The 20760-nt window shown below is 67.1% G+C and carries 15 protein-coding genes; 7 read left to right on the plus strand and 8 right to left on the minus strand.

Features of this window, described 5'->3' with window-relative positions; all coding sequences use genetic code 11:
* Positions 1–4 precede the first annotated feature (4 nt).
* Positions 5–1411 (plus strand): dihydrolipoyl dehydrogenase, encoded by a 1407-nt coding sequence (lpdA, locus tag H681_RS13020; RefSeq protein WP_015477332.1) that lies wholly within the window; start codon positions 5–7, stop codon positions 1409–1411.
* Positions 1412–1463: 52 nt separating this feature from the next.
* On the opposite strand, the gene H681_RS13025 is transcribed toward lpdA, so the two are convergent.
* Entirely contained in the window at positions 1464–1883 is a 420-nt protein-coding gene (locus H681_RS13025; protein ID WP_015477333.1) for a cupin domain-containing protein, read from the minus strand.
* 276 nt (positions 1884–2159) lie between these two features.
* The gene (locus H681_RS13030) at positions 2160–3044 is read right to left on the minus strand and encodes a Dyp-type peroxidase (RefSeq protein WP_015477334.1); all 885 of its coding nucleotides are present in this window, start codon (positions 3042–3044) and stop codon (positions 2160–2162) included.
* Positions 3045–3580: 536 nt separating this feature from the next.
* On the opposite strand from H681_RS13030, the gene H681_RS13035 reads away from it, so the two are divergent.
* On the plus strand, positions 3581–5038 hold the full coding sequence (locus tag H681_RS13035; protein ID WP_015477335.1) for a sodium:solute symporter family protein: 1458 nt from the start codon (positions 3581–3583) through the stop codon (positions 5036–5038).
* Between the two features lie 162 nt (positions 5039–5200).
* On the opposite strand, the gene fhuF is transcribed toward H681_RS13035, so the two are convergent.
* From fhuF to H681_RS13055, 4 genes are all read right to left on the minus strand, one after another.
* Entirely contained in the window at positions 5201–5956 is a 756-nt protein-coding gene (gene fhuF, locus H681_RS13040) for a siderophore-iron reductase FhuF (RefSeq protein ID WP_041711983.1), read from the minus strand.
* A 31-nt stretch (positions 5957–5987) separates the two neighbouring features.
* Entirely contained in the window at positions 5988–6974 is a 987-nt protein-coding gene (locus H681_RS13045) for a GNAT family N-acetyltransferase (RefSeq protein WP_015477337.1), read from the minus strand.
* 98 nt (positions 6975–7072) lie between these two features.
* Positions 7073–8407 (minus strand): lysine N(6)-hydroxylase/L-ornithine N(5)-oxygenase family protein, encoded by a 1335-nt coding sequence (locus tag H681_RS13050; protein ID WP_015477338.1) that lies wholly within the window; start codon positions 8405–8407, stop codon positions 7073–7075.
* Between the two features lie 386 nt (positions 8408–8793).
* Positions 8794–9276, minus strand: coding sequence for a sigma-70 family RNA polymerase sigma factor (locus tag H681_RS13055; RefSeq protein ID WP_015477339.1), 483 nt, complete (start codon positions 9274–9276; stop codon positions 8794–8796).
* 151 nt (positions 9277–9427) lie between these two features.
* Between H681_RS13055 and H681_RS13060 the strand changes: the two genes are divergently transcribed.
* The 5 genes from H681_RS13060 to fhuB all read left to right on the plus strand — a co-directional run bounded on the left by H681_RS13060 (position 9428) and on the right by fhuB (position 17825).
* On the plus strand, positions 9428–10441 hold the full coding sequence (locus H681_RS13060) for a FecR family protein (protein ID WP_015477340.1): 1014 nt from the start codon (positions 9428–9430) through the stop codon (positions 10439–10441).
* A gap of 170 nt (positions 10442–10611) precedes the next feature.
* A complete protein-coding gene (locus H681_RS13065) occupies positions 10612–12300 on the plus strand; it encodes a cyclic peptide export ABC transporter (RefSeq protein WP_015477341.1) in 1689 nt (562 codons plus the stop codon).
* Positions 12301–12432: 132 nt separating this feature from the next.
* On the plus strand, positions 12433–14829 hold the full coding sequence (locus H681_RS13070) for a TonB-dependent siderophore receptor (RefSeq protein WP_015477342.1): 2397 nt from the start codon (positions 12433–12435) through the stop codon (positions 14827–14829).
* 88 nt (positions 14830–14917) lie between these two features.
* Positions 14918–15823: an ABC transporter substrate-binding protein gene (locus H681_RS13075; RefSeq protein WP_015477343.1), complete on the plus strand. Its 906-nt coding sequence runs from the start codon at positions 14918–14920 to the stop codon at positions 15821–15823.
* Positions 15816–17825, plus strand: coding sequence for a Fe(3+)-hydroxamate ABC transporter permease FhuB (fhuB, locus tag H681_RS13080; RefSeq protein WP_015477344.1), 2010 nt, complete (start codon positions 15816–15818; stop codon positions 17823–17825). The genes H681_RS13075 and fhuB overlap by 8 nt, the downstream gene beginning before the upstream one ends.
* A gap of 66 nt (positions 17826–17891) precedes the next feature.
* Here the strand turns inward: fhuB and H681_RS13085 are convergent, their stop codons facing one another.
* Positions 17892–19331 (minus strand): short-chain fatty acid transporter, encoded by a 1440-nt coding sequence (locus H681_RS13085; protein WP_015477345.1) that lies wholly within the window; start codon positions 19329–19331, stop codon positions 17892–17894.
* A 238-nt stretch (positions 19332–19569) separates the two neighbouring features.
* Entirely contained in the window at positions 19570–20751 is a 1182-nt protein-coding gene (locus H681_RS13090) for an acetyl-CoA C-acetyltransferase (protein WP_015477346.1), read from the minus strand.
* Positions 20752–20760 lie beyond the last annotated feature (9 nt).

Here is a 20760-nt window from a genome sequence, read left to right on the forward strand (position 1 = left end):
AGACGTGAAACAGAACCAGACTCTGGAAACCACCCTGCTGGTGATCGGCGGCGGTCCCGGCGGCTACATCGCGGCGATCCGCGCCGGCCAGCTGGGCGTGCGCACCGTCCTGGTGGAAGGCGCCGCCCTGGGCGGCACCTGCCTGAACATCGGCTGCATCCCCTCCAAGGCGCTGATCCACGCCGCCGAGGAATACCTCAAGGCCCGCGAGTTCACCGGCAAGTCTCCGCTGGGCATCAGCGTGCAGGCGCCGGGCATCGACATCCAGCGCACCGTGGAATGGAAGGACGGCATCGTCGACCGCCTGACCACCGGCGTCGCCGCGCTGCTGAAGAAGCACGGCGTCACCGTGGTGAACGGCTGGGCGAAAGTGGTCGACGGCAAGACCGTGGACGTCGATCTCGCCGACGGCGGCACGCAGCACATCCATACCGAGCACCTGCTGCTGGCGGCGGGCTCGAAGTCCGTGGAGCTGCCGTTCCTGCCACTCGGCGGCAATGTGATCTCCTCCACCGAGGCCCTGGCGCCCAAGGCGCTGCCCAGGCGCCTGGCGGTGGTCGGCGGCGGCTACATCGGCCTGGAACTGGGCACCGCCTACCGCAAGCTGGGCGTCGAGGTCACGGTGGTGGAAGCGCAGCCGCGCATCCTGCCCACCTATGACGAGGAGCTGACCAAGCCGGTGACCAACGCCCTGCGCAAGCTGGGCATCGAGCTGTACCTGGGCCACAGCGTCATGGGCCTGGAGCCCGATGGCAAAGGTTTGCGCGTGCAGGACGCTACGGGCTCGCAACGGGTGATCGAGACCGACCAGGTACTGGTCGCCGTCGGCCGCCACCCCAATGCCACGGGCTGGAACCTGGAAAGCCTGTGCCTGGACATGAACGGCCGCGCCGTGAAGATCGACGAGCAATGCCGCACCTCCATGCGCAATGTCTGGGCCATCGGCGACATCGCCGGCGAACCCATGCTGGCCCACCGCGCGATGGCCCAGGGCGAGATGGTCGCCGAGATCATCGCCGGCAAGCGCCGCGCCTTTACCCCCACGGCGATCCCGGCGGTGTGTTTCACCGATCCCGAGGTGGTGGTGGTCGGCCTCTCGCCGGAGCAGGCGAAAGCCGCCGGCCATGAGGTACTGACGGCGAACTTCCCGTTCGCCGCCAACGGCCGCGCCATGACCCTGGAGTCCAGCGACGGCTTCGTCCGCGTCGTGGCGCGCAAGGACAACCACCTGATCCTCGGCTGGCAGGCCGTGGGCAAGGCGGTCTCGGAGCTGTCCACGGCCTTCGTGCAGTCGCTGGAAATGGGCGCCTGCCTGGAAGACATCGCCGGCACCATCCACGCCCATCCGACCCTCGGCGAAGCGGTTCAGGAAGCGGCGCTGCGGGCGCTGGGCCACGCGCTGCACATCTGATCCCGCCTCACCTCCCCTCTGACCCGCCAATTGGCGGGTCTTTTTTTGCACATCACTTCTTCAGCGGCGTCAGCACCGGTGCGTCTTCGTCCAGCAGCATCCACACCAGCAGCTTGGCCGGTTGCTGAGTGCTGGCGTTGCGCGACACCAGGTGAGGTGTATTGGGTGCTTCGTACCAGGATTGTCCGGCGTGGTAGGTCACCGGCTCCTGCCCTTCGAGCTGCGAGACCACCGCGCCTTCGAGCACATAGGCGAACACCGAGCCGCTGTGCACGTGGGCGCCGGACGCCTGCCCCGGCGCATAGGCGACGGTGATCATCAGGCCTTTCTTGCCGGGGGCGTCGGGCAGTTTCTGCTCCTGCTGCACGGCGATCCGTTCGCGGTTGCCCGCTTCGTCATGAGCGAAGGTCGGCAGGCTCAGGGCCAGTCCCAGACCGGCGAGCAGGAGTTTCAGGGCGTTGGATACGGGCATGGTGGCTACCTTGGGCAGTGGGAACGTGGGTCCACGCTACGCCCGGAGGCGATGAGGGCCAACAGCCAATTCGGCGGAAGATCGGGGGGCCATTGCGTGGTTTTGTGTGCGCCGGGGTTCGCGAGCAAGCTCGCTCCTACAAAGAGAAAGAGCGGTCCGGTGTTACCTGTAGGAGCGAGCTTGCTCGCGAACCCGAACGGCACGCCCACGAACCAACACACCAGCACCACGAAAAAGCCCCGCTCAATGGCGGGGCTTTCGGCATGCAACGCCGGCTCAGCCCAGCAGCACGCTCATATCCAGCAACCCATCCTTGCGCGGCGGGCACCAGTAGTAGCCACCGGTCAACGGCCGGCTGAAGCGGTACAGGGCGTCGGTGATACCGTCTTCCAGACCACTCATGCGGCGCAGTTGCACCTCGAAGGCATCGAGGGTGCAACCGAAGGCGAGGAACATCAGACCGGCATCCTCATCGTGGCTCCAGGGCATGGAGCGGCGCACGATGAAGGCCTCGGGATCGAAGCTTTCCTGGGCGGTGCGCTTGACGTGGGCGGACTCCGGCGCGTCGTCCAGTTCCTCGTTGTCGCTCAGGCGACGCCCCATGATGTCGTCGCGCTCGGCCTGCGGCAGCGCGGCGAAGTCCTGCAACTGGTGGCGCCACTGCTGGATGGCGGCGAAGCTGCCGCCGGCCAGGCCGGCCACGCCGTTGTCGACGATGGCGGCGGCGATGGCGGCGGCGTCCCGCGGATTCTCGGTGCCGTCCTCGTAGCCGGTCAGGTCATGGCCGTCGCCGTGGCGGAAGGCTTCGGTCAGCGAGGCCAGCTCCAGTGCCGGCGCCAACAGCGCCTGCAACTGCTGGGTGCGCAGCAGCAGATCGCCGCGCGCCTCGCCACGCAGCCAGACCCACAGCGCGTGCGGGGTGGACGGGTTGTCCACGCCCACGCCGGCGATGGCCGGGAACTCGCGCAGCCCCTCGATGCCACGGCCCAGCGCGCGCACCAGCGACTCGCCGAAGCCGACGACCGCCGCCTGGCCATCGGCGAACCGCGCCAGGCGATCCAGGGCGGCCGGCAGTTCCTGCAGCGACGTCAGGTCGAAGAACAGGTGACGGGCGTGGGCGGGAACCGGGGTGGCGAGAATGCCGGGCTGGTAGAGGCTCATGACTGCATCCTTGAACAAAAGAGCGGCAATTCTAATCGTCATGGCCGCGAATCCAAACCGCTCTGCATCAAGGCACAGCTCACTGGCGCGACGAACGCACGGAAGACCGCGCACGGCGGCGGCGCCAGAGTGCGAGGTCGAGTCGATCGAGCATGAGCGCCCGTTGGAAACTCCCTGGACTCGGAATCCAACACCCTGACGAATGTTCTTCTTATCAAACAGTACTCGTAAAAAATAAACGACTAGAAGCCCATCTCGAATCGTTAGCATCCAATCAAATCAAAACTTTAAGAGCGCCACCCGTCCGGAGATGTAATTTTTTTTACTCATACACGCTTTAAGTGTTTGACATATTTGACGCATTTGGCAGACTGCGGCCCGTTGTCGCAATTGGTTACGCTTCTCCGGCTCCCTCTGCCTGGTGCTACGGATAACCACTGCCGCGCAACCCAACAAAAACAATTTGTCAGTCGCGGCACCTCTGCCCGGGTTCGTCCCCGGCAGCCCGGTTCCCGGCGAGCCAACGGAACGAAAGAATGCTGATCTGGTTTGTAGCGGGTTACCTGCTGATCACGGTGGGTGTCGGTTTCTACGCGTCCACTCGCGTGAAAAACTCCAAGGACTTCGCGGCCGGCGGCCGCAGCATGTCCTTCCCCTTGGTCGCAGCGATGGTGTTCGCTACCTGGTTCGGCTCCGAAGCCGTGCTGGGAATTCCCGCGACCTTCATCGAAGAGGGCTTTGCCGGGATCATCGAAGACCCGTTTGGCTCCTTCGGTTGCCTGATGCTGGTAGGCCTGGTCTTTGCGCGTCCGCTGTATCGCATGAACCTCCTGACCATCGGCGACTTCTTCAAGCAACGCTTCGGTCCGAACGTCGAAATGATCACCAGCCTGGTGATCATCGCCTCCTACCTGGGCTGGATCGCTGCGCAGCTCACCGCGCTGGGCGTGGTCTTCAACGTACTGTCCGATGGCGCCATCACCACCACCCAGGGAATGTTGATCGGCACCGTCATCGTGCTGCTCTATACCTTGTTCGGCGGCATGTGGTCGGTCGCGCTGACTGATTTCATGCAGATGCTCATCATCGTCGCCGGGCTGGTGTATCTGACCTGGCTGATCGGCGACATGGCCGGCGGACCTGCCAAAGTGATCAGTCACGCCGCCAGCGAAGGCAAGTTCAGCTTCATGCACAGCTTCGAGCCCAAGGATATCGTCGCCTTCATTGGCGCCGCGGTGACCATGATGTTCGGTTCGATTCCGCAGCAGGACGTCTACGCCCGGGTGATGTCGGCCAAGACCGAGAACATTGCCGCCCGTGCGTCCATGGCCGGTGCCTGCTTCTACCTGAGCTTCTGCATGCTGCCGATCTTCCTGACCTATGCCGCAACGATGATCGATCCGGAAATGGTCAAGCACTGGCTTGCCGAAGACTCGCAGATGATCCTGCCGCATCTGATCCTGGAGCGCACCCCGCTGTTCGCCCAGGTCATGTTCTTCGGCGCGCTGCTGTCGGCGATCATGTCGACCGCTTCCGGCACCCTGCTGGCGCCGTCGGTGACCTTCACCGAGAACATTCTCAAGCGCTTCCTGCCGGACATGAGCGACAAGCAATTCCTTCTGGCCATGCGCCTGACCGTGGTCGGCTGCGCCATCGCCACCTGCCTGTTCGCGCTGCTGTCCAACGCCAGCATCTACGAGATGGTCGGCAACGCCTACAAGGTGACCCTGGTCGCCGCCGTGGTGCCGCTGTTCTTCGGCCTGTTCTGGAAGCGCGCCACCACCCAGGGCGCCCTGACCGCCATCGCCTGCGGCCTGATCAGTTGGGTATCGCTGGAGCTGGGCTACCAGGAAGGCGACTTCTGGCCGCCGCAACTGGTCGGCCTGATCTTCAGCGCCATCGGCATGATCGCCGGCTCCCTGGCGCCGCAGTTCAGCCAGCACCGTGGCGAGAGCGTATCGGACATGACCGCCGCTGCCGCCGCCGGCAACTGATCCGCAACGACGGATCGAGAAGCCCCGCCCAGTGCGGGGCTTTTTCATGGCCTGGGGATTCATCCGGCATCGGCTTTTCCGCAGGCGCGGGCCTGCTTGGGCACGGGCGGCGGAGGTTCGCGAGCAAGCTCGCTCCTTTCTCGAAATTCCGAGCGCAACGCGCTACAGGTCACTCGCTTCCGGCGGCGGCGCGTCGACCAGCGGGCAGTTGTCGCAATGTCCGATGGCGCCCAACCGATAGCGAATGCAGCAGGTCCGCCGCTGCCGCCACAGTCCATTCGCCCGCTGCTCGCAGGACACCTCGACATACCGGACCGGCTTGTACAACGGGTTGCGCGCGCCATCGGGGCGGCGCTCGGTCGCCAGCAGTTCGCGGCCATGAGCGAGCATCGGGACCAGCGGCGGCAGCTTGGCCATCTCGCCGATGAACCATTCGAAGTAGTTGCCGGCGTTGCTCCAGAGCACCCTGGGCGACAGGCGCGCCTCGGCGGCGAGGGTCTGGATGAAGGGTTGCAGGTGGTCCTCCAGCAGGTGTGCGAAGCGCTCGAAGGGATCAACCGGCGGCACGGCGAACGGTCCGCCCTCTCCCGGCAGCTTGAACGCCTCGGGAATACCCTGCTCGTCCAGCACGACCTCCACCTCATCGAATGCCAGCGGCAAGGTGCGGCCCAGCACCAGCGCGGCGGCCACCACCGGCGGAATGATCCGTACCAGGTACCACTTGGACCACTGCGAAGCCAGTGCGCGGCGGTCGCCCTCGGCGTGGGGCGGGTCGAAGCGGCGCAGCGCGCGGTCGAGCATCTCCCTCTCCAGCAAGGCGCGCGCCGGGATCGAAAGCCGGGGATCGTCGCGGGTCACCAGCACCTCGCGGTAGCTGGCGAACTCGCCGAAATACAACGGTGCGAGGGCTCCGATCACCGGCAGCCCTCGACACCACGGAGAACCACCGTCAGCACAGGCCGCAACGCTCGAAGAAGGTTTCCCGGCTCTGCACCATCAGCGCCGCGCGCTTGTGCGGGAAGTCGAAGTCCTTCTCGCGCCAGAAGCCCAGGCGCTGCATGTGGCCGATCATCCTGGCGTTGTCGGCGCGCGGCTCGGCGACGATGCGCTGGGTGCGCGGGTCGTCCAGCAGCAGGTAGTGCACCAGCGCGGTCATCCAGCTTTCCACCTTGTGTGGCCCGCGATGGCTGTCCTCGCCCACCAGCATGTGGATGCCGCGGTCGTAATCGCCCACCTCGTAGAACGGCGCGATGCGGTCTTCCTTGGCCCAGTAGGCTTCGTAGTAGGCGAAGGGTTCGTCGTCGATGCAGCCGATCAGGGTAGTGGTGTGTGGGTCGGCGGCGGCTTTTTCCAGGTAGGCGCGGTGCTGTTCCCGGGTGCCGCCTTCCTGCCAGAACTCCAGCACGCGCGGGCTGTTCTGCCAGCGGTTGAAGCGCTCCAGGTCCAGCTCGATATCCAGGGTGCGCAGGGAAATCCACTGGCCCAGCCGGGCGTCGAAGCGACGATAGACCTCGCCCTGCGGCTTGGGCGCACGCAGCGGATGGCGGCGACCGCCACTCATGCGGTAGACCTGCGGGTAGTTGGCGCTGGCCACGCCCTTGTGCCAGGCGGTTCCCAGTTGCCAGAAGGCGGCACGCTCGATCTGCAGGCGCCCGCCGACTTCATCGCGGCTCACCAGGCCTTGTTCGAATGCCTCGAGCGGAACCTGGGTGGCGGCGAACTGCACGCGCTCGCTCTGCGCATCGCCAGCGAAGGTCCAGTAAGCCAGCGCCCACAGCGCTTCCACAGTCGGCGCGGAACTCAGTTGCCAGCACTCGCCTTCGCGTTGCACGCTGAGCAGCGGCTGGCCGTCCAGCAGCAGGGCCAGGCTTTGGGTGCCGTGATCGGCGGTGAGTTTGCGGCCATCGGGCAGCGGCAGGGAAAAATCGGGCGTCATGGTGGGTACCCTTTCGTGAATGCAAAGACCCCGCCCGTATGACGAGCAGGGTCGACGGAAATTTAGTCGGCCCGAAAACTATTTCCGGGCCCCGTGGATCAGGCGCTTTCCGCAGTCAGCGGGCGCGTCGGCTTATGTGCCGTTTCGTGCGGCGGCAGGTGCTCGAACATCGACGCGGCGATTTCCTGGGCGCGGATCGGCAACACCGACAGCAGCGTGTCGCTCAGGCCGTGGCTGTCCTGGGTGAAGCCCTGCAGGTAGATGCCGGCGTGCAGGCGCTCGTCCGCCAGTACGCGGTAGTCGCGGCCCACTTCGAAGTCGCCCAGGTAGTCCTGCAGCGGTGCGAGCAGTTCGCGGTGCGATTTGCGCTCGTAGCCGGTGGCGAGTATCACCGCGTCGTAGCGATGGGTTTCCACCGCGCCGGTGGCGCTGTCGCGCAGGGTCAGTTCGATCCCGTCGGCGTCGGCCCTGGCCGCCTCTACATTGCGGCGGCAGAGGAAGGCATGGCGATCCACGCCGGCCACTTTCTGGCGATAGAAGATGCCGTAGATGCGCTCGATCAGGTCCAGGTCCACCACCGAGTAGTTGGTGTTGTGGAACTCCTGGATCAGCTTCTCGCGCTCGGCCTGGGGCTCGTTGAACACCAGGTCGGTGTAGCGCGGGGCGAAGATTTCGTTGACGAAGGGGCTGTCGTCGGCGGGCTTGAGCACCGCCGCGCGCAGAACCATGTCGACCTGCACCGAGGGGAAGCTGTCGTTCAGGTCGATGAAGGCTTCGGCCGCGCTCTGGCCGCCGCCAATCACCGCGATGCGCATCGGCTCGTTCTGGTTGCAGCGCTGCCGGGCCATGCATTCGAGATAGCGGGCATGGTGGAACACGCGCGGGTCGTCGCGCAGGTGGCTGAAGGCCGACGGGAAGCGCGGCGTGCCGCCGGTGCTCACCACCACGCTGCGCGCCAGGCGGAAGCGCTCGTGGCCACGGGCGTCGCTGGAGATCACCTTGACCAGCTCGATGCCGTCCGGGCCCTGCACCGGTTCCACGCGGTTGACCGTCTCGCCGCAGACGCGCTGCTCGGCGAACTGCTCGCTGACCCAGCGCAGGTAGTCGTTGTACTCCAGGCGGCACGGGTAGAAGGTGCCCAGATTGGTGAAATCGATCAGCCGCCCCATCGCATGCAGGTAGTTGACGAAGCTGTAGGGGCTGGTGGGGTTGCGCAGGGTCACCAGGTCCTTGAGGAAGGAGATCTGCAGCTCGCTCTGCGCCACCAGGGTGTTGCCGTGCCAGCGGTAGTCGGCCTGCTTGTCGAGGAACAGCGCGTGGTAGTGGCGCCCCTCGCGGCGCGCCTGCTCCTGGAGGGCGATTGCCAGCGCCAGGTTGGAGGGGCCGAAACCGATACCGAGCACGTCGTAGGTCGGGGTGATCATCTGGGTCATGGTGCCAATGTCCTGTGTCGCGATGGCCGTGGGGCATGACGACGCGGCAGCCGGCGGCTTACTGTTCTGCCCTGCCAGGAGCGCCCGCCGATTGGCAGCCGGCACTCGATCCTGCGTGTCGCCCATGATTTGCGCTGTCGATAGCGCGTTATCTGGAGAGACGAGACAGACTCGGTGAAATTTAGAATGATTCTCAATAAGACCCATAAATACCTGGCCGCAGCCGGAGACATCCGCTGGGCGCAGGGTGCCATGTGCCGATTGATCCTGGCCGTGCCGCGCTCAGGGTCGATTCGGATTCGCGAGCGAGCTCGCTCCTACGAAGAGCCCACCGGAGCTGGCCTGTAGGAGCGAGCCCGCTCGCGAACCCTGCGCCCGGCGAATGCTCAGCTCTGCCCACCCCAGGCTTTCAGGCGTACGCGGCAGTGCTTCATCGCGTTGACGATGTGCTTTTCCACCATGTCGCGGGAAATCCCCATGCGCTCGGCGATCTCGAGGTGGCTGCAGCCCTCGACCTTGCGCAGCAGGAAGGCCTGCCGGCACGGCTCGGAGAGCTCGTCCAGGGCACGCTGCAACAGCCGCAGCTGCTGTTGCCGGCTGGCCTCCTCCTGCGGGCAGCGTTCGTCCAGGACGCCCTCGCGATCGAGGGTCTCGAGCTCCTCGGCGCGGCGGACGCGGGTCCGGCGGTGCAGGTCGATGCTCAGGTTGGTCGCGGTGCGGTAGAGAAAAGCGCGGGGTTGTTCGATACGCTCGCCGGTCTTGCGGTCGAGCAGGCGCAGGAAGGTTTCCTGGGTGACATCGGCGGCCGCCTGGCGGTCGCCAAGGGTGCGACTCAGGTACAGGACCAGTTCCTGGTAGTAACGGATCAACGCGCTCTCCACCCCGTCGGGCATCCCATGAAAACAGTCGAGGCTGCTGGCGCCTGCTGACAGTCCGAGTCAGGCTTACTTATAATCACTCGCATCAACTCGAAAAGAAAGTGTGATAAAGGGCCTGCTCCGGCCCACACCAGGAACCCTGATGACCGCCTCCCCCGCCCCGACCGACGACGACCGCATCAGCGCCGAGGCCGCGCACTGGTGCGCTCGCCTGCACGACGCCGACTGCAGCGATGCCGAACAGGAAGCGTTCGCCCAGTGGCTCGCGGCCGACCCGCGCCACGCGGAGGAGTACCAGGCGATGCTGGAGATCTGGCACCTGTCCGAGTTGCTGCCGCCCGGACAGCCCGTCGCCGCTGCGCCACTGGCGGCCCCCTCGAATCGCCCCCGCGCGCATCGCCCGCGCCGCGCACGGCGAATCGCGGCGGTCGCCGCCAGCGTCCTGGTGGCGCTGGGAGCGGTCTGGTCGGCGGGCTGGTCCACCGGCTGGCTGCCGTCGCACGTCGGCTACTACGCGGCGCAACCCGCACCGCGCGAAGTGCAGTTGGCGGACGGCTCGAAGGTGGAACTCAACAGCGGCTCGCAACTGATCTTCGCCGACTTCCGCGACCGCCGCAGCGCCTGGCTCAAGAGCGGCGGCGAGGCGTACTTCCAGGTCGCCCACGACACGCTGCAACCCTTCTCCGTGCACACCGACAACGGCAGCGTGCGGGTCACCGGCACGCGCTTCAATGTCTGGACCGACACCCACCAGATGCTGGTCACCCTGCTCGAAGGCTCGGTGGTGGTCAGCCCGCCGGACGACATCGACGGCAACAGCGCCCAGCTCACCCCCGGCATGCAGGCGCGCTACCTGCGCGGCAGCGAGCGCATCGAACTGGCCCAGGTCGCGCCGGCCGGCGCGATTGCCTGGATCGAAGGCAAGCTGGTGCTCGACGACCTCACCCTGCAGACCGCCCTCCCGCTGATCAACCGCTACCTGAAACAACCGGTGCGTCTCGAGGACGCCGAGGCCGCCGCCATGCGCATCGGCGGCATCTACCGCACCGATGACCTGCAGGCGCTGGTGGACTCCCTGCCCAAGGTGCTGCCGGTGGAACTGCGCAAGGACAGCGCCGGACGCCTCACCCTCGCCAGCCGATTCGTGCAGCTGTAATCCCCCTTCCGGTTTTTTGCGAATCTTTCGCAAATTTCCTTCAGTTTTTCCCCGGCTCATCCGTCTTAACAAGAACGATTCGGATTTGCAGATCATTCCCTGATCCGCAGGGCCGTCTCGCCCTCGATTTCCGGCCCGCCGCCGCGGCGGGCCGAGCCTAGGAAAAGACGATGCACACGCCTGCGCAAAGCCCACTGGGCGAACTCTTCAAGCTGCTCAAGCCCTTCTGGCTGCCCCTGTCCATCGCCACTTTGCTGGGTATCGTCGGCGGCGCGAGCATCACCGCGCTGCTCGCCACCATCAACTACAGCCTGCATTCCGACGGCGGCATGCCCTCGGGGTTGCTGCTGGGCTTCGCCGGCCTCTGCCTGCTGGCCCTGCTCGGCTCGATCATCTCCGACATCGGCACCAACTACGTCGGCCAGAACGTCATCGCCCGGCTGCGCAAGGACCTGGGCAGCAAGATCATTTCCGCGCCCATCGAGCAGATCGAGCGCTACCGCAGCCATCGTCTGATCCCGGTGCTGACCCACGACATCGACACCATCAGCGATTTCGCCTTCGCCTTCGCGCCGCTGGCGGTGTCCCTGACCGTCACCCTTGGCTGCCTGGGCTACCTGGCCAACCTGTCGCTGCCGATGTTCCTCACCACCGCCGTGGCCATCGTCATCGGCAGCGCCGTGCAGTACGTGGCGCGCAGCAAGGGCATCAAGGGCTTCTTCGAGGCGCGCGACGAGGAAGACCTGCTGCAGAAGCACTACCGCGCCCTGGCCGAGGGTTCGAAGGAGCTGCGCATCAGCCGGCTGCGCCGCTTCCAGCACTACAATGAGCGCCTGCAAGGCACCGCCGACCGCATCTGCGACATCCAGGTACGCTCGATCAACCTGTTCGTCATCGCCAAGGGCTTCGGCTCCACCCTGTTCTTCATCGTCATCGGCGTGGCGCTGGCCTACCAGTCGCTGTGGCCGAGCACCGACAAGGCCACCCTCAGCGGCTTTATCCTGGTGCTGCTGTACATGAAGGGGCCGCTGGAGCACCTGATCGGCCAGTTGCCGATCGTCAGCCGCGCCCAGGTCGCCTTCCGCCGCATCGCCGAGCTGTCGGTGCGCTTCTCCTCGCCCGAACCGAACCTACTGCTGGCCGACGACGGCCGCCCGGCCCTGGACATGCAGCAGATCCAGCTGCGCGACCTCAGCTACCACTACCCCACCGAGGACGGCTCGCGCGGCTTCGGCGTCGGCCCGCTGAACCTGACCCTGCGCCGTGGCGAAATCCTCTTCATCGCCGGCGAGAACGGCTGTGGCAAGACCACCCTGATCAAGCTGCTGCTCGGCCTCTACGCCCCGCGCGGCGGCGAGCTGCTGCTCAACGGCGAGGCAGTGACCGACGCCAACCGCGACGACTACCGCCAACTGTTCACCACCATCTTCGCCGACTACTTCCTGTTCGAAGACCTGCTCAAGGGCAGCGAGGAAATCCCCGTCGAGGCCAACCGCTACCTGGAACGCCTGGAGATCGCCCACAAGGTCAGCCTGCAGGGCCAGGAGTTCTCCACCACGGACCTCTCCACCGGCCAGCGCAAGCGCCTGGCACTGGTGCAGGCCTGGCTGGAGAAGCGCCCGGTACTGGTGTTCGACGAATGGGCCGCCGACCAGGACCCGGAGTTCCGCCGCATCTTCTACACCGAGCTGCTGCCCGAGCTGCGCGCCCAGGGCAAGACGCTGATCGTGATCTCCCATGACGACCGCTACTTCGACGTCGCCGACCGCCTGCTGCGCATGAGCGCCGGGCAGATCGTCGAGATCGAGGAGCACCGCGCGCAGCGGGCCAACGGCACGCCGGACATCGCCCTGCGCTGAGCCCGGCGCCCTCGCCAAGGCCGCGCCACGAATTTTTCAAGGAAAGGCTTCCGGTTTTTCCGGGGCTACGCGTCATATAAAGCTAAATCATTCTTATTAGAAACTGCATTACATGATCATAGGAGTTTTCAAGTGAGTCGCACCCGCTCCGCGCTGAACGCCCAGCACACGGTGAAGCCGTTGGCCCGCCTGGTCCGCGCCACCACCTTCGGCATGCTCCTGACGGCCACCGCCGCCTACGCCACACCGATCCGCATCGACATCCCAGCCCAGTCGCTGGCCTCCGCGCTCACCACCCTGGGTGCGCAGTCGAACCTGCAGATCGTCTTCAACCAGACCCAGGTGCAGAACCTACGCAGCGCCGGCGTGCGCGGCGAAATGGAGCCGACCCAGGCACTGGAACGCCTGCTGCAAGGCACCGGCATCCAGTACCAGGTCGAAGGCAGCCGCGTGACCCTGCTGGGCGCCAACGCGGGCAATGGCGACACCCTGAGCCTGTCCGCGCAGACCATCACCGGGGCCGTCGAGGGCGAAGACAGCTACGTGCCGCGCACCTCCAACAGCGGCAGCAAGACCGACACCCCGCTGGTGGAAATCCCTCAGTCGATCTCGGTGATCACCCGCAAGCAGATGGACGCCCAGGGCGCGCAGACCGTGACCGAGGCGCTGCGCTACGTGCCGGGCGTCAAGGTCGAAGCCTACGGCCTGGACCCCAAGGGCTTCGACTGGCTGTACATCCGCGGCTTCAACGCCCAGGCCACCAGCGACTACCTCAACGGCCTGCGCCAGCAGAACAACAGCTACGCCTTCTTTCGCAGCGAGCCTTACGCCTTCGAGCGCATCGACGTGGTCCGTGGCCCGTCCTCCAGCCTGTTCGGCCTGGGTGACGCCGGCGGCATCGTCAACCGCGTGAGCAAGAAGCCCACCGCCAATCACGTCAACGAAATCGAGCTGACCGGCGGCAACCACGACCGCAAGCAGGGCCAGTTCGACATCGGCGGCGCCCTGGACGAGCAGAACCAGTACCTCTACCGCGTCGTCGGGCTGGCGCGCGACGCCAACACCCAGGCCGAGTACGACGATGGCCACGAACTGCGCGACGACCGCCAGTACCTCGCTCCGTCCTTCACCTGGGCACCGGACGAAGACACCAGCCTGACCCTGCTCGCCGACTTCCTGCGCGACCGCAACGGCGGCTCGATCTTCGACTACAGCGTGGGCGGCCACACCACCGGCACCCTGCTCGGCGACCACAGCTACAACCACTTCGACCAGGACCAGTACACCCTGGGCTACGAGTTTCGCCACCGCTTCGACGATGTCTGGGAGTTCCGCCAGAACGCCCGCTACGGCCAGGTCGACCTGATCTTCAACAACCTGCTGCCGCAGGGCGTGATCGCCGGCAACGTGATCCGCACCGCCGACCGTTTCGACCAGCACATGAACACCTTCAACCTGGACAACCAGTTGCAGGCCAACTTCGACACCGGCCCGTTCAAGCACACCCTGCTGATGGGCGGAGACTACAGCTGGCAGGACGCCGACATCGCCCGCTGGCGCACCCTCGGCCCGTCGCTCGACCTGGGCAATCCGGTGTACGGCCAGGATGTGCAGCGTCCGAACAAGGACACCACCATTCCCGGCCAGGCCATCGACTACGACCAGAACATCGAGCAGATCGGCGGCTACGTGCAGGACCAGATCAAGTACGACGAGCGCTGGATCCTCACCGTCGGCGGCCGCTACGACTACGTGCGCAACGACCTGGACAGCCACACCGGCGCGCACAGCATGCAGAAGGACAACGCCTTCACCGGCCGCGCCGGCCTGACCTACCTGACCGACTTCGGCCTGGCGCCCTACATCAGCTACGCCGAGTCCTTCGCCCCGAACTCCGGCCTGGACTCCTCCGGCAATGCCTTCGACCCCAGCGAAGCCAGCCAGTGGGAAATCGGCGTGAAGTACCAGCCCAACGACGCCCTGCTGGTCACCCTGGCCGCATTCGACCTGATGAAGACCAACGCGCTCACCCCGCAGTTGAACGCCAATGGCATCCCCACCGGCTTCAGCGAAGCCACCGGCAAGCAGCGCTCGCGCGGCATCGAGGCGGAATTGAAGGCCAAGCTGGACGAAAACTGGGACCTGCTCGCCTCCTACACCTACACCAAGGCCGAGATCCACAAGAGCAACGACGGCAACCAGGGCAACCGCCCGGCCAACGTGCCCGAGCACATGGCTTCCGGCTGGCTGAACTACACCTTCCGCGACGGCACCCTGGGCGGGCTGTCCATCGGCGGCGGCGCGCGCTACACCGGCTCGCTGTACGGCAACAACGCCAACACCTTCCACGTCGACAACTACACCCTGTTCGACGCTGGCGTGAGCTACCCGCTGAACAAGAACGTGACCGTCTCGCTGAACGCCCAGAACCTCCTCGACGAGGATTACGTGGCCACCTGCGACAGCGCCATCTCCTGCTATCCGGGCCTGCGCCGCACCGTGCTGACCAGCGTGAAATACAGCTGGTAAGCCACCTGGCGGCGGGACGTCCCGCCGCTTCACCGGGCTCCCTGTTCGCAGGGGGCCCGTTGTCGTTTCAACGGACGTGGAGAAGCCCATGCCCCTCACCCGCCGCCACCTGCTCAAGCACCTCACCGCCGGCGGACTGGCCTGTGCCACCGGCCTGCCGCTCCTCGCCGGGGAACGCCTGACGCGGATCGTCGCCCTCAACTGGGTGGCCGCCGAGACGCTGCTGACCCTGGGCGTCCCGCCGCTGGCGATCTCCGACGACCGCTACTACCGGGTGCGCATGCCCACTCAGCCACTGCCCGAGAGCGTGCGTGACGTCGGTCCCTACTGGGAGCCGAACCTGGAACTGATCCAGCAGTTGCGCCCGCAACTGATCCTCAGCGACCCGATGACGCCGACCCTGGAGCGGCGCCTGAACGGCATCGCGCCCACCGAGCGGGTCGCCATCTACCCGGCCGCCGACGGCGCCTGGCGCGCCACCAGCGGATTCATGAGCCGCCTGGCGCAACGGTTGGGCGTCGAGCAGGTCGCCGCCGACTACATCGCCGCCGGCGAACGGCGCCTGGCCGAGCTGCGGGCGAAGCTGGCAGCCCGCCCGCAGCCGCCGATCAGCGTCGCGGTGCTCAACCAGGATGGCCGCCACGCCGCCGTCTACGGCAGGAACAGCATGGTGCAGGACGTGCTCGACCGCCTCGGACTGGTCAACGCCTGGCAGGGACCGGTCGGGCCGGTGGGCCTGGCGATGGTCAGCATCGAGCGCCTGGCCGAGCGGCCGGAAGCGCACCTGGTCTACGTCGACATCCCCACCACCTCGGCACGTCTGCAAAGCCTGCGGCAGCCCAACGACCTGTGGGCCAACCTGCCCGCCGTACGCCAGGGCCACACCCTGACCCTGGCGCGTTTCTACCCCTATGCCGGCGCCGCCTCGGTGCTGGACCTCGCCGAGCGCATCGCGGCCTACCTCGACAGCGCCCCGGAGGCCGCCCATGCCTGAATCGACCCTTGGCCTCTCCGCTCCGCGCCGGCGTCTGCCCGCCGGCCCCGCGCTCTGCACCCTGGTGCTGGCGGTGCTCGCCGCGCTGCTGGTCGGCCACGGCCTGCAGGCCGCCTTGCCCCGCGCACTCTGGTGGCAGGCGCTGTGGTCGCCGGACCTGGACGATGTGCGCCAGGTGCTGATGCACTTCAGCTTCTACCCTCGCCTGCTGGTGAGCCTGATGGCCGGCGCCGCGCTGGCCCTGGCCGGCACGCTGTTCCAGCAGATCCTGCGCAACCCGCTGGCCGAACCGGTGACCCTGGGCGTCTCCGCCGGCGCCAACCTGGCGCTGTCCGCCGCCACCATCTTCGCCCCGACCCTGCTGGTGCACGGCCTGGAAGCCGTCACCCTGACCGGCGCCGCGCTGGCCACCGGCCTGCTGTTCGCCTTCGCCTGGGGCCGCACGCTGTCGCCGCTGCGCTTCATCCTCGCCGGCATGGTCATCAGCCTCTACTGCGTATCGCTCAACGCGTTGCTGGTGCTGTTCAACCATGACTACCTGATCGACCTGCTGCTCTGGCAGGCCGGCTCGCTCAACCAGAGCGGCTGGGACGGCGTGCTCTATCTCGCGCCGCGCCTGGCCGTGGCGATGGTCGCCGCCCTGTTGATGGTGCGCCCGCTGGCGGCGCTCGGGCTGGATGACGAGGGGGCGGCCGCCGTGGGCGTCAACCTGTTGCGCACTCGCGTGCTCGGCCTGGCCGTGGCCGTGGCGCTGAGCGCCTTCGTCACCAGCGCCGTCGGCATGCTCGCCTTCGTCGGCCTCGCCGCCCCGGCCATTGCCCGCCTGTGCGGCGCCCGCACGCTGCGCCAACGGCTGATCTGGGCGCCGCTGCTGGGCGCCGCGCTACTCTGCGTCGTGGATCAGATCGCCCGCGAGCTGTCGCGCCTCGCCGGGGAGATTCCCGCCGGTATCCTCACCGGCGTCTTCAGCGTGCCGCTGCTGCTCTGGCTGCTCAGCCGGCAACGCAGCGGCGGCATCCTGCCGCGACCCACGCCGGCCAGGCCGCAGCGCGAACATCCCTGGCGGCTGATCATCGGCGCGGCCATCGTACTGGCGCTGCTGACCCTTCCGGCGATCTACTTCGCCGTCGACGCCAACGGCTGGCACTGGGGCGACGCCGGGCTCAGCGACGCCATCGCGCAGTGGCGCCTGCCGCGCGTGCTCGGTTCCCTGGCGGCCGGCGCCATGCTCGCCGTGGCCGGCCTGCTGGTGCAGCGCCTGACCGGCAACCCGATGGCCAGCCCGGAAGTCCTCGGCGCCACCTCCGGCGCGGCCATCGCCGTGCTGGTGCTGTTCCTGCTGCTGCCACAGCCGCAGGCCTACATGGTCCCCGCCGCCAGCCTCGGCGCCCTGCTCGCCCTCGGCCTTCTGCTCTGGCTGGCCTGGCGCAAAACCTTCAATGCCGAACGCCTGCTGCTCACCGGCGTGTGCCTGACCACCCTGCTGCATTCGCTGAGCACCCTGCTGCTGGCCAGTGGCGATCCACGCATGACCGCGATGATGAGCTGGATGACCGGCTCGACCTACCAGGTCGATACCGCCTCGGCGAGCACGGGCCTGGTCGTCGGCGCGGCGATGATCGGCGTCAGCCTGCTGCTGGCCCGCCCGCTGGACCTGCTGACCCTGGGCAACGGCGCCGCCACGGCGCTCGGCCTGCGCCTGCGCCTGAGCCACCTGGCGATCCTGCTGACGGCGGCGGTGCTCACCGCCACGGCGACCATCATCGTCGGTCCGCTGAGCTTCGTCGGTCTGATCGGCCCGCACATCGCCCGCCACCTCGGCCTCCGCCGCGCCGCGCCGCAACTGCTGATGAGCGCGGTGGCCGGTGCGTTGATCATGGTCGTGGCGGACTGGCTGGGACGCAACATCGCCTACCCCTGGCCGGTATCGGCGGGACTGCTGGCGGCGTTCATCGGCTGCCCGTACTTCCTCTGGCTGATGCATCGGGAGCGCCGCGCCTGACGCCGCACAAAAAAGCCCGGATGTCTTGCGACATCCGGGCTGCTGCCAGCGGCGCCGAGTGCGTGGCTACGGCTGGACCGGCGGCAGGTACTGCAGGGTCGTGCCCAGTGCCCAGAGCAGGAACAGCACCAGGGGCACGTGGGCCAGCAACTGGACGAAGCTGAAGCCGATCAGGTCGCGCGCCTTCAGGCCCAGCACGCCCAGCAACGGCAGCATGTAGAAGGGGTTGATCAGGTTCGGCAGCGCCTCGGCGGCGTTGTAGATCTGCACCGCCCAGCCCAGGTGGAACTGCAGGTCGTTGGCCACCTGCATCACGTACGGCGCCTCGATGATCCACTTGCCGCCGCCGGAGGGGATGAAGAAGCCCAGCACGGCGGAGTACACGCCCATCAGCAGCGCGTAGGTGTCGTGGGAGGCGATCTGCACGAAGAAGGTGGAGATGTGGTGCGCCAGGGTCGAGCCGTCGCCACCCTTCACGGTGGTGAGGATCGCCGCGATGGAGCCGTACAGCGGGAACTGGATCAGCACCCCGGTGGTGGTCGGCACGGCGCGGGCCACGGCGTCGAGGAAGCTGCGCGGGCGCCAGTGCAGCAGCGCGCCGAGCATGAGGAACAGCAGGTTGTAGGTATTCAGGCCGGAGATCGCCAGGATCGCCGGCTTGGTGCTGAACTCGTTGACCAGCCAGCCGGCGGCCAGCGCCACCAGCAGCAGGATCAGCAGCGGGCTGTGCTCCAGCCATTCGCCTGGCCGGTTCGGCTTGGGCGTACTCGGCGGGGTGAAGCTGACGTCCACGCCGCAGGCCTTGGCGTCACGGGCGCTGCTGGCGCCGGGCGCGGTCATGTAGGCGATGACCAGCGATACCAGCACCAGGGCCAGCAGCATCAGGCCGGACTGCCAGAGGAAGATGGTCTGGGTGAAGGGAATCACCCCGGTGATCGCCAGGATCGACGGCGGCAGGCTGGCCGGGTTGGCCTGCAACTGCGCGGCGGAAGACGACAGGCCCAGCGCCCACACGGCGCCCAGGCCCAGGTAGGCGGCGGCGCCGGCGGCGCGGTAGTCCATCTTCAGGTCTTCGCGGCGCGCCAGGGCGCGCACCAGCAAGCCGCCGAACACCAGGGACAGGCCCCAGTTGAGCAACGAGGCAAGCATGGAGATCAGGGCGACCCAGGCCACCGCCGAGCGGCCGTTCTTCGGCACGCGGGCGAACAGGTCGATGAGTCGCGAGGCGGGGCCGGAACTGGCCACCACGTAACCGCCGATGACCACGAAGGCCATCTGCATGGTGAAGGGAATCAGGCTCCAGAAGCCGTCACCGAAGGCTTTGGCCGTGGCGGTCGCCGGCGCGCCCATCGCCAGGGCGGCGATACTGACGATCAGCACCGCGAGGGCGGCGAATACCCAGGAGTCGGGGAACCAGCGTTCGGCCCAGTTGGAGCAGGCCATGGCGAAGCGCGCGGAACGGCTGTCCTGCAAGGCTGTGCCGGGGGTGTGCACGTGGGAGTTCATAAAAGTCTACCTCGTTGTTCTTGTAATGGTTCATCGTCGAAGGGCGCTCGTGGCATGCCCGTTCTGGAATGAAAAACCGCCCGGCCTGCGTGGGGTCGAGCGGTGACGCAAGGGTTGCTGTCGATGCCGGGGGACATCACAGAACCGTGGCGGGATGGCGTCTGTCGGTGTGCCCACCGTTCATCCCGCCTGCCGGAACGGCATGGGGGCATGCCGTCCAGCGCTCGCCAATAGAGCGTTAGTCCCGGGACAGGGCCAGTGCTACGCCCTGGCCGCCGCCGATACACAGGGTCGCCAGACCTTTCCTGGCATCGCGGCGGAGCATTTCGTGCAGCAGCGACACCAGCACCCGGCAACCCGAGGCGCCAATGGGATGGCCCAGGGCGATGGCACCGCCGTTGACGTTGACCTTGTCGGCGTCCCAGCCCAGTTCCTTGCCCACGGACAGTGCCTGGGCGGCGAAGGCTTCGTTGGCCTCGATCAGGTCGAGCTGGTCCAGCGACCAGCCGGCCTTCTCCAGGCAACGGCGGGTGGCCGATACCGGGCCGATGCCCATGATCGACGGATCGACGCCGCTGCTGGCATAGGCCTGGATGCGCGCCAGAACCGGCAGGTTCAGTTCGCGTGCACGGCTGGCGCTCATCAGCAGCACGGCGGCGGCGCCGTCGTTGAGGGTGGAGGCGTTGCCGGCGGTGACGCTGCCGTCCTTCCTGAACGCCGGCTTGAGCTTGCCCAGGGACTCGGCGGTGGTGCCGGCGCGCGGCTGCTCGTCGGTGTCGAAGGACAGCGGATCGCCCTTGCGCTGAGGGATCAGCACCGGGGTGATCTCGTCCTTGAAGCGCCCGGCCTCGATGGCCGCGGCGGCCTTCTGCTGGGACTGCGCGGAGAAGGCGTCCTGCGCCTCGCGGCTGATGCCGTACTTCTCGGCCAGGTTCTCGGCGGTGATGCCCATGTGGTAGTCGTTGAAGGCATCCCACAGACCATCGACGATCATGCTGTCCTGCAACTGCGCGTGGCCCATGCGCAGGCCGGTACGGGCCTTGGGCAGCACGTAGGGCGACAGGCTCATGTTCTCCTGGCCGCCGGCGATGACGATGTCGGCGTCGCCGCAGCGGATCGCCTGGGCGCCGAGGAACAGCGCCTTCAGGCCCGAGCCGCAGACCTTGTTGATGGTCATGGCCGGCACGCTGTTGGGCAGGCCGGCGGCAATCGCGGACTGGCGCGCGGGGTTCTGCCCGGCGCCGGCGGTGAGGACCTGGCCGAGGATAACCTCATCGACCTGTTCGGCGGCGACGCCGCTGCGTTCGAGCAGCGAGCGGATGATCAGCGCGCCCAGCTCGTGGGCCGGGATGTTCGCCAGGCTGCCCTGGAAGGCGCCGATGGCGGTACGGGTGGCGGCGACAATGACGACGTCTTGCATGAGTTTCAC

Source organism: Pseudomonas sp. ATCC 13867, assembly GCF_000349845.1.
GTDB lineage: Bacteria > Pseudomonadota > Gammaproteobacteria > Pseudomonadales > Pseudomonadaceae > Pseudomonas.